Consider the following 13,862-nt stretch of genomic DNA (forward strand, 5'->3'; position numbering starts at 1 on the left):
CCTCATTTTTTATTAAATTGAAATTATCTACCACCCATCTGCTGAATGGCTAAAAAGGACATTTTCAAAATTGATAACTATCTCATCAGGATAGGAGCTATTTTTCTGATAGTCGGGCTGATAAGTTTTGCTGTTGATCCTCGTAATTATAATGACCTGACCATAAGTGAAGGTTCTGCATTCTATTTCGAGAACCTTAATGGCCGTACCGTTGCAGAAGTGCAGGATGAGCTGGGTCCTGAGGTAGAAATTACAGTAAATAGTTTCCCTGTTATTAGACCACTCATAGCTCTAAGTGGTTTTCTCCTTCTTATTATAGGTCTAAACATTCGGAAGAAGGAAAATAAAATCATCAGCATTTGGGATGCACTCGAGAGAACCACTCAGAGTAAAGCTAATGATCTAGTAGTTTCTCTTGGCTTGAGCAAAGATTTTATCTTAAAAAACTTAAAGCATATCAATGCCCAACAAAATACCTATTATGTCTACCTATCAGATAAAGATTTTATTGTCGATGGCAGACTGCTTGAAGAACATACCCTAACGGTTTCATGCAAAGGTTGTGGCAACAGTGTTAGTCAAAAGGTGATGCTTGCTAGTATTGACACTCCAGCATGTCAGTATTGTGGAACCCACATATCCGTGAGTGAATTGTCTAAAATGCGAACTGAAATACTGAAAGAAGAAGATGAAGTTACTCTACAAGCTAAAAGTGGATTTAGCATACCAATTTTTCTTGTTTTACTGGTCGTTTTTTGGCCTGGAGCGCTTATATACCTGGCTTACAAAAAGAGGTCTAGCGCCAAGCAGATTGTAGAAAAAATGCAAGACTTTCAGGCAATGGCTAAGGAACAAGCGAGATCAAGAAATGCTTATTAATTACCCACCATGAAAATCACAATATCTTCTGGAGATGAACAAACCTGTTACCAGCTCATTGCCATCGAGTTACATTTTCGGTATTTTCGCCTCCTAATCATAATTTGAAAAATGCTAACACTTCTTTCTCCTGCCAAATCGTTCGATTTTGAATCTCCCGCTCACACATCCCTGGCTTCACAACCTGATTTTGGTGCTGAGTCAGCCCGACTGATCAAAAAAGCAGGCACTTTCTCCAAGAAAAAACTGGGTGAGCTTATGAGTATTAGTGATGAACTAGCAGCACTTAATGTAGCCAGATATCAGCAGTGGTCTCCCGATCCTTCTCCTGAAGCAACCAAGCAGGCTGTTCTTGCTTTTAATGGCGAAGTGTATCGTGGACTTGGTGCTACAGCAATGAACAATGAAGATTTGCAATTTGCTCAAAAACATTTGAGGATTCTGTCAGGATTACACGGTGTGCTTCGTCCACTTGATATGATACAGCCCTATCGACTGGAAATGGGAACAAAACTCAAATATTATAGCTATAAGAACCTTTATGAATTCTGGGGAGATAAAATTACAAAGAGGCTCAATAATGACCTTGAAGGCTCCGAATGGGTGGTCAACCTGGCCTCAACAGAGTACTATAAGTCTGTGAAAGAGTCCAAGCTTAAGGCAACAGTGATCACGCCTACTTTTAAGGACTTTAGCAATGGTGGATATAAAGTGCTGATGACCTATGCTAAGAATGCTAGAGGTGTAATGGCTCAGTACATTATCAAAAATCAAATTACTGACCCCGAACTATTAAAGGGATTTAATGAAAATGGCTATGCCTTTGATCCAACTCAATCTGAAGGCAATAATTGGGTGTTTGCGAGAGGCTGATTAGAATTTACCTCTTAGTAATTAAAATAATCACTCCTCCGCCAAAGCCACAATATCTTCTGGAGATGGGTAAAGATCTTTGATCTTGGCTTTGTACTCTTTGGTAAATCTAGATTTGAACAGCACGTATTTCTTGGTCTTAATTAAATGTCCGCCCATGCCTTGCTTTACGGCCAGAGCATCAGCCTTACGCTCCGATCTTCTTAAGAATGCAGTACTTGTTAAGTATTTGAAACCAAAACCAATCATATTGAAAGCAGTGCGCTCTTTATAGTCCATAATATGACCAAGTTCATGTGCAAACCAACCAACCAATATATCTTTTGGTAATTGGTTAACTACCATAGCAGTGTCTTTCATAGACAAATTTTTGCTGATCAGCACTTTATAGTGGCGCTTCTCTTTCTTTGCAAAAAAGGTCTTTATTTTAGGCTGAGCCTGCATTACGCAGTTCTTCAGTTTCTTTTTGTAAACAAAATCGATGCTGTAGTTGTCAAGCTCTGGGAAGAAGCTCAATGCCTGGGCAATTTCTTCTGACAGCTCTTCGGGGATACTTTTATTGGACAAATTCTGACCGTTGGCGTTACCCAAAATCAAAATCATTAATACAACTGAACCGAAGAAAGCCTTAATATTCACCAAACTATAGCCTGTTTTTTAAAAGTATATCGCACAATATACTAATTAGTAACCACTTAAGCAGGGATTTCTACAACAATCAGGCCGCTTCTTTTTTCATTTGTGCGGCTAACTCCTTGGCCTCGGCCTTGTTCTTAGAATACTTGATGTGCTTGGGTACCCCACGGAGGTCCCAGATCAGACCCAGCCAGCTCAAAACTTTTAGTCCGTAATAGGTAATGTCAATCTCCCACCAGAAGAACCCTTGTCTTGCTGCCACTTCATAGTAGTGATGATTGTTATGCCAACCTTCACCTAAAGTTAGAAGTGCTAACCATAAACTGTTTTTAGACTCATCGCCAGACTCATAACGTTGTTTGCCAAACTTGTGCATGATAGAGTTGATGGTGAATGTGCCATGATAAGTAAGGACCGTGCTCAAAAAGAAACCTATGAACAAAGTAGATAAACCTGCAGTAGTAAAAAACATAAGAATACTGCCGCCATTTACATAAGCACCTAAGGCTGTTACTAATATGGCCAGAGTTGTTGGTGGCACCAGGTAGTGCTTATTCAACCATACCAACTCAGGGTATTTAGCATAGTCACCTATAGTTTTAAAGTCAGTTTCTTTAAAATCCGGTCCAATGATCCACCCTACGTGAGAATACCAGAAGCCATATAACTTCATAGAATGAGGATCCTTTGGTGTATCACTGTGTCGGTGGTGGTGCCTGTGATGCGCTGCCCACCAGAGCACTCCTTTCTGTGCTGAGGTCATCGCAAAGAAGGCAATCCAAAACTGGAAAAACCTGGAAGTCTTATAAGATTTATGTGCAAAGTATCTATGATAACCACCTGTAATCCAGAACATTCTGAATATATACAACGCAAGGCAAACCATCCAATCAAACAAAGTTGCCCCTGTCCAAATTGCCAATAATGGAATTAGATGTACAATGGTAAAAGCTATCTCCTGTTTTAGGATTGGCTTACGTCTTTTTTCTAATACAACTGTTTCGGACATGCCGTAGATTTTTATTTACAAGTGCAAAGTTAATAATTATCGCTTTGGAATAAACAAACAGATTATTTCGATTTCTTGTTCAGTATTCCCTTAATCTCATTAAGCTTCAATAATGCCTCAACAGGAGAGATGGTATTTATATCTAAAATCTCCATCATAGACATCACCTCTTTAAATCTAGGGTCAGCTTCAAACAGGTTCATCTGATAATTAGCCTTCGGCACTTCCTGCAATTTCTCCCCAGTATCATTTTTATGTTTATCCTTCTCCAGAAAGTGCATAATCTCGTTCGCCCTAATCACCACCTTATTGGGCATTCCTGCCAGCTGAGCCACATGAATTCCAAAACTATGCTCACTTCCACCTTCTTTCAGCTTCCGCATGAAAATGATTTTGTCGCCCACCTCTTTTACAGAAACATTAAAGTTCTTGATTCTTACAAAATCTTCTGACAGCTGATTCAGCTCATGATAATGCGTGGCAAACAAAGTTTTTGCTTTAAAATCCTGATGGTTGTGCAGGTATTCCACAATTGACCAGGCAATGGAAACCCCATCATAGGTACTTGTACCACGACCAATTTCATCCATCAAAATCAGGCTACGATCACTCAAATTATTGAGAATGCTGGCCGTCTCGATCATCTCTACCATAAAAGTAGATTCCCCACGAGATAAATTATCAGAGGCACCTACTCTTGTAAATACCTTATCAACAATGCCAATTTCCGCAGAAACTGCAGGTACGAACGAGCCCATCTGAGCCATTAAAACAATCAAGGCCGTTTGCCTAAGTAAAGCAGACTTACCCGCCATGTTCGGCCCGGTGATAATCATTATCTGCTGATTATTATTATCAAGAAAGACATCATTAGGCACATAAGATTCACCAACAGGAAGTTGCTGCTCGATGACCGGATGTCGACCTTCTTTTATGTCAATTTCAGTAGTATCATTTACTTCCGGCTTTATATAATTATTGTTTCTGGCAATTAGACCAAAAGACGAAAGGCAATCAATGGCACCAATAACCCGTGCATTTTGCTGTATCTGGGTTACATAATCCGCTGCTGCAGTTACCAAGGCTTGAAACAGTCTCTGCTCAATGACAAAAAGTTTGTCTTCTGCATTGAGAATCTTCTCTTCATATACCTTTAGTTCTTCGGTTATGTATCTTTCTGCATTGACCAAAGTCTGCTTACGAATCCATTCTGGCGGAACTTTATCTTTATGAGCGTTGCTGACTTCAAGGTAATAGCCGAACACTTTGTTGTATGCTATTTTCAGAGAAGTGATTCCAGTTCGCTCAATTTCGCGCTTTTGAGCTTTCAAAAGATAATCTTTACCCGAGTAAGCGATTTGTCGTAGCTCATCAAGCTCTTCATCTATACCATCATTGATCAGATTTCCCTGATTGGACAAAAGAGGCACATCTTCCTTAAGCTCCTTTTCAATTTTCTCAAGAAGGAATTCGCAGAGGTTGATCTGGTCTCCCATCTTCTTGATTTCAGGAATTGGATGATTTATCAAAGTATGATGAATCGGCTGCGTTATTTTCAGTGCTTTCTTCAGCTGATTCATCTCGCGTGGATTGATTCTACCCACGGCAACTTTAGATATCAATCTTTCAAGGTCTCCAATTTGTTTCAAATAACCCCTGATCTCATCCAGCATGTCTTCATTCTCATGAAAAGCGGCCACTATTTTATGCCGTTCGGCAATGGCATTTACATCCTTCAAGGGAAGCACCATCCACTTTTTAAGCATTCTTGACCCCATTGGAGTTTCGGTCTTATCCAAAACCTGGATGAGCGGAACTCCACCGTCATTCTGAGGATAAATGAGCTCGAGATTTCGTATTGTAAATTTGTCTAGCCAGACATATTTTTCTTCATCAATTCTGGAAATAGCAGAGATGTGGTCAGTTTCCCGATGTTCAGTTTCTTCCAGATAGTGAAGAATAGCTCCGGCAGCTATTATGGCTTCACCCATCTCTTCAATGCCAAAACCTTTCAAAGATGAGGTTTTGAAATGATCGGTTAGTTTATCATACCCATAATCAAAGCTGTAAACCCATTCATCAATAGAAAACAGATTATACTCATCATGAAAAAGTTGCTCTGCCTGACCTCTGTCAGACTTGCTGTAAATTACCTCAGAGGGATTAAACCCCTGAAACAACTTTGAAATGTAATCTTCCTTCCCTCTTGCAGCCATAAATTCGCCAGTGGAAACATCAAGAAAGGCAACCCCAATTTTATCACCACTCCAATGGATGGAGGCTAAATAGTTATTAGACCTTTTCTCTAAAACATTATCATTGAAAGAAAGCCCGGGAGTCACTAATTCCGTCACGCCACGCTTGACAATTCCCTTGACTGATTTTGGATCTTCCAGCTGGTCACAAATGGCCACACGATTACCAGCGCGCACTAATTTTGGCAAATACGTATCCAAAGAATGATGCGGAAAACCTGCCAACTCAATGTGCGAAGCAGAACCATTGGCCCTTTTGGTCAACACGATGTCTAGCACCTTACTCGCCCTTATGGCATCCTCTCCAAAAGTTTCGTAAAAATCACCCACTCTGAAAAGCAACAGCGCACCCGGATACTTTGCCTTGATGGCATTGTATTGTTTCATTAAAGGGGTCTCTTTTGCGTCTTTCGTTTTGGCCATTGGGTGGTATTTTTCGGAGCTTACAAAGATTAAATATTTTGTGGTCAATTAAAATTTATCTAACCATATAGCGTGTTGTTTTAGAGGTACTTGAACGAAAAAAATTCTAACAACTTGTTTTTAAACTGATTATATTTGATTGATGTCAGGAGAAGCCACCAACAACTGGGAAGTAAAGAACAGTGCGCAAATGAAAGCGCTAAGTGTCCTTATCATTGCATCAATGGTTATGGCTCTCGGTTTTATAACTTATGCGTTACTAGGTCAACCGACAGATACTTCGTTCTTTATCATCAATGGAATACTACCTGTACTCATTATTGTTCAATTCCTATTTCTAAAACCCTCAAGTATTGCGGTCATCAAAGAAGGGGATCGTCTAAAAATCTCTAATCATAGCCTGTTCAACAGGAAAAAATCAAAAGATCTGGATTTAAATATTGATGACGTTAAAGGTTTCAAAGTATTAAAAGCCCGAAGTATAGTTGGAGGAAAGCTTGTTATTGAATATTCAAAAGACAACACACTTTCATCCGTGTCTTTAAATTTGCGCAACTTTACATTTCCAAGAAGAAAGAAATTGTTAAAGTTAATGTCTGATACCTTTCAATGAGAAAATTAGCGAACGAAGAGTTGGACCGTAAGTCCATTGAGGAATTTAAAGCAGCTGATAAAATCCAGGTTTCCATTTTCTTAGATGACGTAAGGAGCCTCAATAATGTGGGGTCTGCCTTCAGAACAAGCGATGCTTTCTTAATTGAAAAAATATATCTGGGTGGCATTACAGGCACACCTCCGCACAGAGAAATTCAAAAGACAGCCCTTGGCGCCACTGAATCTGTAGCCTGGGAACACGTGCCTGAATCATTGCCTTTTCTAAAAAAATTACAGGCCGAGGGTTATAAGATCATTAGCATTGAGCAGGCTGAAAACAGCACTTCTCTTTTAGATTTCACCCCTGATAAAAATGAAAAATATTGCCTAGTGTTTGGCAACGAAGTTTTTGGTGTTGATCAGGAGATTGTGTCAGCATCGGATATGGTGATAGAAATTCCTCAATTTGGCACGAAGCACTCGCTGAATATCTCGGTAAGCCTTGGGGTTGTGATCTGGGAATTTTATAAGTCTCTGAAAGGTTAAAAATTTAACTTCTCACGTAAAAGATTATACCCGCTCCTGCTCACTGAAATTTTATCACCTGACTTAAGAATAGCAATAAAAGCATCTTTAGAATAAGGTTCTAACTTATCAATCTGCGAAATAGCCGCAATGAAGGATCGATGAACTCTCACAAACAAGTCCTCCGGCAGGCTGTTTTCGAGGTGTTTCATTGTAAGCTGCTTAAGGTACTTTTTGCCATCACTATATATGGCCACATAATCATCCTGTGCTTCAAAATGGCTAATATCATCTACACTCAGGATTAATATTTTGCTTCCATTTTTGATGACAATTCTATCAAGCTGTTCAAGTGACTGTTTAGATTCTAGAACTTTTTCAATGGTTGCCGCTACAGGCTGTTTACTTTCAATCTGGCCTATCGCTTTAGCTAAGGCTTCATGAAATCTTGCTTTTGAATAGGGCTTTAGCAAATAGTCCGCAGCACTTTGTTCAAAAGCCTTCAGCGCATATTGATCAAAAGCAGTACTAAAAATAATGACAGGCCTTTCATCAATGATTTCCAGCATTTCAAAACCTGTTAGCTTCGGCATCTGAACATCCAGAAAAATTAAATCTGGTTTATGTTCTGCTATGGCCTTGGCACCATCAAATCCGTTGGCACATTCCGCCACAACTTCAACAGAAGATGCTTCTGACAGAAATTTCTTGATTAAATCTCTGGCAAGTTGCTCATCGTCTATAATTATGACCTTTATCATCAATCAGTAATTTGTGGTATTTGAAGGTGAATTGTAAAAATATTCTTGTTTTTTTCAATGGTTACCAGGTCAGAAGGGCCATAGATCAGCTCCAGCCTGTTCCTAATATTCTTAAGGCCTATGCCTTTTCCTTTTTGAGGGGCCGAGGTGGAATCATAATTATTGGTGATGGAAAGAAATAAGATTCCGTCATCACAATGGCATTTGGTTGATATTTCCACTTTTTCCAACTGGCCATAAACACCATACTTAATAGCATTCTCATACAAAGGTTGTAGTATCATAACTGGTAGAGAATGCTTCATGCAAATCTCATTGATATCTTGGGAGAGGCTCAACCGATCTCCAAACCTGATGCGTTCAATATCCAGATATAAATTCATCTGCTTGAGCTCTTCTTCTACTGTATGCAATTCCTTATTTGATCTTCCTAATGACAATCTCAAAAAATCAGAAAGTTTAATTACCATTTCATGTGCCAGATCGGGGTTGGTTAGCGTAAGTGCACTTACAGAATTAAGACTATTAAATATGAAGTGCGGATTTATCTGTGACTTCAGCATCTCCAGCTCGGCATTTTTTAATAAGTTCTGCAGCTGAAGCTCATCTTTCTCCTTTTCTTTAAGACTGGTGGTGTATTGCAGCAAATAATATATGAGCACTATTATTGTCATATAAAAAGACCCGAGAAATATGTGCCATGGTATGGCCATGCTAAAATACTCCTTGTGCGATGCCTCAAAATTGATAAACTGATTGACAAAAGCATCACTAGCAAAAGTGAGGAGAGTAACTCCTATTAATATGGCAGACCCCTGATTGAAAATGGCAGAAGTAATGCTCTGCTTGTCATTCGAAATATAATGTACCACATACCAGTAGGAGAGCCCAAAGCCGAGTATAGGTAGGTTAAAAACAAGGCTATGTTTTATAGCTAAGGAGTAGCTGAAATTTAGCTGAAAAACTAAAACAACAACATGGGCAGCCATGACTGCTGCCCATGCGATTGAATAAAATAAGAGCGATTTTCCTAAAAAGGGGTGGCGCATTTTTTACTTGTTGTATTTGATATCTCCACCACCAAACATAACAAATCCCTTGATAATTAGCACTTTATTAGGATGAGACATCACTTTGACCGTGGAAGTTCTTTGATCGCTAAAGCCTCCCAAAATTGATGTAACATCTACTTTTATCGTCCAATCCTGAGGTACTATTATAGAAGTGCCTCCGAATATTGCCAATATGTCAAGTACATTTTCACCCTCTGATAAGTTGGCATTTCTAAGATCTATTGATGATCCGCCAAACATTGCTGAGAGTTTACCACCTCTGAAGTTCTGAGAATCGACCACTATCTCACGTCCTCCAAAGACGGCAAAGTCATCAACATAATCTACTTCATTTTTTTTTTCACCGTCAGCAACTTCTTTGCTACGGTTTCTTCTTAATAGTAATGATGCTCCGATTGCTATGAACACTGTCGGCCAGAGAATGTGCCATATGTCCCGCATTCGGAAGTAATAGAAATCCTGTATTAAGAATAGGCCTCCTATTATAATTAGGATAAATCCCTCAGGCTTCTTCTTGCCCACCACTATGTAGGTACCTATAACCACTAGTAACATTCTCCATGATATTACTAAGTCTGATACCCAATAAGGCAAAATGTCTAAATTGTCCAGTAGCAGCACAGCCCCAATTCCTACGAAGATGAGGCCTAGCCAAAATCTTCTGTCGCTTATATTTTCATTTCCCATTTCTTTTGATGTTTTTGTTTGTTCAATTTTACTAAGGATATAGCTGTAAAGTTTATAACAATCGGTGAATGCCGAACTGCTACCGGTGAATGCCGAAATTAAAACAGTAAATATTACAACCGCTCTACAGGAATTATTTTCTAAATTTGCTTTCATCCTGAAATACAGAAAAGATTAATACATAATGGATTACAGAATAGAAAAAGATACCATGGGCGAGGTGAAAGTCCCTGCCGATAAATATTGGGGTGCTCAAACAGAAAGATCGAGAAACAATTTTAAAATAGGTCCTGAGGGCAGTATGCCATTAGAAGTAATTTATGGTTTCGCTTATCTTAAAAAAGCTGCTGCTCACGCCAATCACGACTTAGGTGTACTCAGCAAAGAAAAGAGAGACCTTATATCATCTGTTTGCGATGAGATTTTAGAAGGCAAGCATGATGATCAATTTCCATTAGTGATTTGGCAGACAGGTTCTGGTACACAGTCTAACATGAATACCAATGAAGTGATATCAAATCGTGCTCATGTTCTTGCAGGCAATAAGTTAGGAGAAGGGAAAAATGGCGTGCATCCGAATGACGATGTAAATAAATCACAATCGTCTAATGACACCTATCCAACTGGAATGCACATAGCCGGATATAAAATGATTGTAGAAACTACAATCCCTGGCGTTGAAAAGTTAAGAGATACTTTAAAGAAAAAATCTGAGGAGTTTATGTCAGTGGTTAAAATTGGTAGAACACACCTTATGGATGCCACTCCATTAACTTTAGGGCAGGAATTCTCGGGATACATTTCTCAATTAGACCATGGCCTTAAAGCGCTGAATAATACTTTAGCTCACTTATCAGAGCTAGCATTGGGAGGAACAGCTGTAGGTACGGGCATTAATACTCCTGAAGGTTACTCAGAGGTTGTGGCCAAAAAAATTGCTGAGTTCACTGGACTGCCTTTTGTTACTGCTGAAAATAAATTTGAAGCTCTGGCCGCTCATGATGCTATTGTAGAATCACATGGTGCATTAAAGCAATTAGCGGTTTCATTAAATAAAATTGCTAACGACATCAGAATGTTGGCCTCAGGTCCAAGGTCTGGAATTGGTGAAATTAACATTCCTGCAAATGAGCCAGGATCATCAATTATGCCGGGTAAAGTAAACCCAACGCAGTGCGAAGCATTGACTATGGTTTGTGCTCAAGTAATGGGTAATGATGTTGCTATAACTGTTGGTGGAGCTCAGGGACATTACGAGTTAAACGTTTTCAAACCTATGCTCGCTAACAACTTGCTACAATCTGCCAGGTTAATTGGAGATGCTTGTGTATCATTCAATGATAACTGTGCCATAGGAATTGAGCCCAATCATAAAAACATTACAGAACATGTTAATAACAGTTTGATGCTTGTTACAGCACTCAATACTCACATTGGCTACGAGAAGGCTGCCAAAATTGCTAAGACCGCGCATGAAAATGGCACAACCTTAAAAGAAGAAGCAATAAATTTAGGATATTTGACCGAACAAGAGTTTAACGAATGGGTGAAACCAGAGGACATGGTAGGTAGCCTAAAAAAGTGATTTTTTTAATTATTTGATTAAATTGACTATATTTTCAAAGTTTTATACCAACACTAAAGATAGAATGAAAAAAATAACCTTATTATTCACCATTATAATGGTTGGCGCCATAACTTTCAATGCATCTGCTCAGATGGACAAGAAGGAGAAGAAAGAGTGGAAAAAGAAAGCGAAGGAATACGCAAAAAATCCTGAGCAATTGAAGCAATTGGTTGATGATAACCAAGCCTTACAAGGTCAGGTGAATAGTCTGAAAGCTGATAATACTGGCCTTCAGTCAAAAATGAGTGATAAAGACGCTAAAATCAGTGAATTGCAAGATGATATGGCTAAACTGAGAAGTGATTTAGCTGCTGCTAAAGCTGCCGCTAAAGAGTCTAAGCCAAAACCAGTTGAGATGAAATCTGGTGAGAAAATGATCGATGGTGTTGTATTCAAAGTTCAGATTGGTGCTTTCAGAAATAAAGACCTTTCTAAGTATTTTGATAACAATGAGAACTTCGGTGGCGAAAGTGCTGATGGTACTCAAAAAATAACTTTAGGCCAATTCAGAGATTACTGGGAAGCTGATACTTTCAAAAAATATTTGAGAGAAATGGGTGTTAAAGATGCCTGGATTGTTCCTTATAGAGATGGTGTAAGAGTTGAGATTAAAGATGTTCTTGAAGGTGTGGTAACTGAAAAGCCAGCCGATTCAGAATAATTTATCTCTTACAATTTAGACTTTTGAAAGCAGTACATTTGTGCTGCTTTTCTTTTTATATCTAATTTATATGGCTGAAAAAAGGTGGGTATTTAAGTCCGCTCCTGAACAGGATGCTATTGACAACTTGTCAAATTCCATCAATGTAAGCCCACCTATTGCCTCTATTCTTCTACAACGAGGAGTAGATAGCTTCGAAGCAGCTAAAAACTTCTTCAGGCCATCTCTGGATATGCTCCATGACCCCTTTCTTATGAAGGACATGGACAAGGCTGTTGATAGGGTAATAAAGGCTTTTGATTCCAAAGAGAAAATTCTGGTCTATGGCGATTATGATGTTGACGGCACCACCTCAGTAGCACTGTTCTACGGATTTATCAATTCATTTCATTTCGACTCAGCCTTCTACATTCCTGACCGGTATAAAGAAGGATATGGCATTTCTAAGCAAGGTATTGATTGGGCCAGTGAAAATGGTTATTCACTTATCGTAGCGCTTGACTGCGGCATCAAATCAAATAATTTAGTTCAATATGCCACAAGCTTAGGCATCGATTTCATTATTTGTGATCATCATAGGCCTGGAGACTCTATACCTGAGGCCATTGCTGTCTTAGATCCTAAAAGAGAAGACTGCCCCTATCCGTTTAAAGAACTTCCAGGCTGTGGTATAGGTTTCAAACTTATTCAGGCCATTGTTAGTCAACGACCAAGAATAAAAGCCAACCCCTATGATTTTCTAGATCTAGTTGTTGTAAGCATTGCTTCAGACATAGTACCCATAGTTGGTGAAAACAGAACATTAGCACACTTTGGTCTGATTCAGCTCAATAAAAATCCTAGACCAGGATTAAAGGCTTTAATGCGCCTAGCAAGAAATATAAAAGAGTTGACCATTACAGGAATTGTATTTGGATTAGCACCAAGAATAAATGCGGCAGGGCGTATTGCTCATGCCCACGGTGCAGTAGATTTATTGTTGGCTGAATCAGAAGATGAGGCTTACCACTTTGGTGAAAAGCTGAATGTCAAAAATAACCAGAGGCGAGATTTCGACTCTGCCATTACCGAGGAAGCGGTTGAAATGATTGCTAATAATGTAGCGTTAATAGATGCCAAAACCACAGTATTATTCAAGAACGACTGGCATAAAGGTGTTATTGGTATTGTTGCATCCAGGTGTATTGAAAAATATTACCGACCTACCATCATTTTAACTGAATCTGAAGGCAAAGCCACGGGATCAGCGCGCTCTGTGCCCGGCTTTGATGTATACGAGGCAATAGATAGTTGTAGTCACTTGCTAGATCATTTTGGTGGTCACAAATATGCAGCTGGTCTGACATTAGACCTTGATAAGGTAGAAGAGTTTCAGAAATTATTTGAAACAGTGGTATCTCAAACCATTGCTGATGAAATGCTGATTCCACAGGTTGAAATTGATGCCAAAATTTTATTGGATTCCATCACTGGAAAGTTTTATAATATACTGAAGCAGATGGAGCCTTATGGCCCTGAAAATATGACTCCTATTTTTATGGCTGAAGAGTTATATTTGGCAAGCTCTTTGACTGTCATCAAAGAAAAACATTTGAAGTTTAAAGTAGGTCAGACAAATAACACCTCCACTTTTGACTGTATTGGATTTGGCTTTGGCCATCTGGCAGAAGAAATAAGTCAGGATATGTTGTTTAAAATGACGTTCACCATTGAAGAAAATGAATTTAGAGGTGTTACAACCCTTCAGCTTCAAATTAAGGATATAAAATACGATTAGTTACCTTTGTGCCGATGATATTAAAATCTGAAAACTTAATTAAGAAATATAAGAAGCGTACAGTTGTTAATGACGTTTCTGT

At 39.0% G+C, this 13,862-nt stretch carries 13 protein-coding genes; 7 read left to right on the top strand and 6 right to left on the bottom strand.

The window, feature by feature from the left end; all coding sequences use genetic code 11:
* The first annotated feature begins 45 nt into the window (after positions 1-45).
* Complete coding sequence (locus E1140_RS06410) at positions 46-879, top strand: hypothetical protein (RefSeq protein WP_155180512.1); 834 nt, start codon at positions 46-48, stop codon at positions 877-879.
* Between the two features lie 111 nt (positions 880-990).
* Positions 991-1,752, top strand: coding sequence for a peroxide stress protein YaaA (yaaA, locus tag E1140_RS06415; RefSeq protein ID WP_155180515.1), 762 nt, complete (start codon positions 991-993; stop codon positions 1,750-1,752).
* A 30-nt stretch (positions 1,753-1,782) separates the two neighbouring features.
* On the opposite strand, the gene E1140_RS06420 is transcribed toward yaaA, so the two are convergent.
* From E1140_RS06420 to mutS, 3 genes are all read right to left on the bottom strand, one after another.
* The gene (locus E1140_RS06420) at positions 1,783-2,394 is read right to left on the bottom strand and encodes a hypothetical protein (protein ID WP_155180517.1); all 612 of its coding nucleotides are present in this window, start codon (positions 2,392-2,394) and stop codon (positions 1,783-1,785) included.
* A 76-nt stretch (positions 2,395-2,470) separates the two neighbouring features.
* A complete protein-coding gene (locus tag E1140_RS06425; RefSeq protein ID WP_155180519.1) occupies positions 2,471-3,397 on the bottom strand; it encodes an acyl-CoA desaturase in 927 nt (308 codons plus the stop codon).
* Between the two features lie 62 nt (positions 3,398-3,459).
* Entirely contained in the window at positions 3,460-6,075 is a 2,616-nt protein-coding gene (mutS, locus tag E1140_RS06430) for a DNA mismatch repair protein MutS (protein WP_155180522.1), read from the bottom strand.
* Between the two features lie 142 nt (positions 6,076-6,217).
* Between mutS and E1140_RS06435 the strand changes: the two genes are divergently transcribed.
* Both E1140_RS06435 and E1140_RS06440 read left to right on the top strand, forming a co-directional pair.
* The gene (locus E1140_RS06435; protein WP_155180525.1) at positions 6,218-6,688 is read left to right on the top strand and encodes a hypothetical protein; all 471 of its coding nucleotides are present in this window, start codon (positions 6,218-6,220) and stop codon (positions 6,686-6,688) included.
* On the top strand, positions 6,685-7,215 hold the full coding sequence (locus E1140_RS06440) for an RNA methyltransferase (protein WP_155180528.1): 531 nt from the start codon (positions 6,685-6,687) through the stop codon (positions 7,213-7,215). Before E1140_RS06435 ends, E1140_RS06440 begins: the two co-directional genes overlap by 4 nt.
* Here E1140_RS06440 and E1140_RS06445 read toward each other — a convergent pair.
* From E1140_RS06445 to E1140_RS06455, 3 genes are read right to left on the bottom strand one after another with little or no spacing between them, the layout of a single operon-like run.
* A complete protein-coding gene (locus E1140_RS06445) occupies positions 7,212-7,955 on the bottom strand; it encodes a LytR/AlgR family response regulator transcription factor (RefSeq protein ID WP_155180530.1) in 744 nt (247 codons plus the stop codon). The genes E1140_RS06440 and E1140_RS06445 overlap by 4 nt on opposite strands.
* Positions 7,955-9,004, bottom strand: a complete 1,050-nt coding sequence (locus E1140_RS06450) for a sensor histidine kinase (RefSeq protein ID WP_155180533.1) — start codon at positions 9,002-9,004, stop codon at positions 7,955-7,957. Before E1140_RS06450 ends, E1140_RS06445 begins: the two co-directional genes overlap by 1 nt.
* A gap of 3 nt (positions 9,005-9,007) precedes the next feature.
* Entirely contained in the window at positions 9,008-9,871 is an 864-nt protein-coding gene (locus E1140_RS06455) for a LiaF transmembrane domain-containing protein (RefSeq protein WP_155180536.1), read from the bottom strand.
* A gap of 28 nt (positions 9,872-9,899) precedes the next feature.
* On the opposite strand from E1140_RS06455, the gene fumC reads away from it, so the two are divergent.
* From fumC to recJ, 3 genes are all read left to right on the top strand, one after another.
* The gene (gene fumC, locus E1140_RS06460; protein ID WP_155180539.1) at positions 9,900-11,300 is read left to right on the top strand and encodes a class II fumarate hydratase; all 1,401 of its coding nucleotides are present in this window, start codon (positions 9,900-9,902) and stop codon (positions 11,298-11,300) included.
* Between the two features lie 64 nt (positions 11,301-11,364).
* Complete coding sequence (locus E1140_RS06465; protein WP_246202720.1) at positions 11,365-12,003, top strand: SPOR domain-containing protein; 639 nt, start codon at positions 11,365-11,367, stop codon at positions 12,001-12,003.
* Between the two features lie 70 nt (positions 12,004-12,073).
* Positions 12,074-13,780, top strand: a complete 1,707-nt coding sequence (recJ, locus tag E1140_RS06470) for a single-stranded-DNA-specific exonuclease RecJ (RefSeq protein ID WP_155180542.1) — start codon at positions 12,074-12,076, stop codon at positions 13,778-13,780.
* Positions 13,781-13,862: the final 82 nt, after the last annotated feature.

It is taken from the genome of Fulvivirga lutimaris, from assembly GCF_009711525.1.
Lineage (GTDB): Bacteria > Bacteroidota > Bacteroidia > Cytophagales > Cyclobacteriaceae > Fulvivirga > Fulvivirga lutimaris.

Excerpts from the sequence above, each read along its gene's own strand:
- E1140_RS06410 (WP_155180512.1), top strand. The coding sequence starts at position 46 with ATGGCTAAAAAGGACATTTTCAAAATTGATAACTATCTCATCAGGATA.
- yaaA (WP_155180515.1), top strand. The coding sequence starts at position 991 with ATGCTAACACTTCTTTCTCCTGCCAAATCGTTCGATTTTGAATCTCCC.
- recJ (WP_155180542.1), top strand. The coding sequence starts at position 12,074 with ATGGCTGAAAAAAGGTGGGTATTTAAGTCCGCTCCTGAACAGGATGCT.
- E1140_RS06455 (WP_155180536.1), bottom strand. The coding sequence starts at position 9,871 with ATGAAAGCAAATTTAGAAAATAATTCCTGTAGAGCGGTTGTAATATTT.
- E1140_RS06450 (WP_155180533.1), bottom strand. The coding sequence starts at position 9,004 with ATGCGCCACCCCTTTTTAGGAAAATCGCTCTTATTTTATTCAATCGCA.
- E1140_RS06440 (WP_155180528.1), top strand. The coding sequence starts at position 6,685 with ATGAGAAAATTAGCGAACGAAGAGTTGGACCGTAAGTCCATTGAGGAA.
- E1140_RS06465 (WP_246202720.1), top strand. The coding sequence starts at position 11,365 with ATGAAAAAAATAACCTTATTATTCACCATTATAATGGTTGGCGCCATA.
- fumC (WP_155180539.1), top strand. The coding sequence starts at position 9,900 with ATGGATTACAGAATAGAAAAAGATACCATGGGCGAGGTGAAAGTCCCT.
- mutS (WP_155180522.1), bottom strand. The coding sequence starts at position 6,075 with ATGGCCAAAACGAAAGACGCAAAAGAGACCCCTTTAATGAAACAATAC.
- E1140_RS06445 (WP_155180530.1), bottom strand. The coding sequence starts at position 7,955 with ATGATAAAGGTCATAATTATAGACGATGAGCAACTTGCCAGAGATTTA.
- E1140_RS06435 (WP_155180525.1), top strand. The coding sequence starts at position 6,218 with ATGTCAGGAGAAGCCACCAACAACTGGGAAGTAAAGAACAGTGCGCAA.
- E1140_RS06425 (WP_155180519.1), bottom strand. The coding sequence starts at position 3,397 with ATGTCCGAAACAGTTGTATTAGAAAAAAGACGTAAGCCAATCCTAAAA.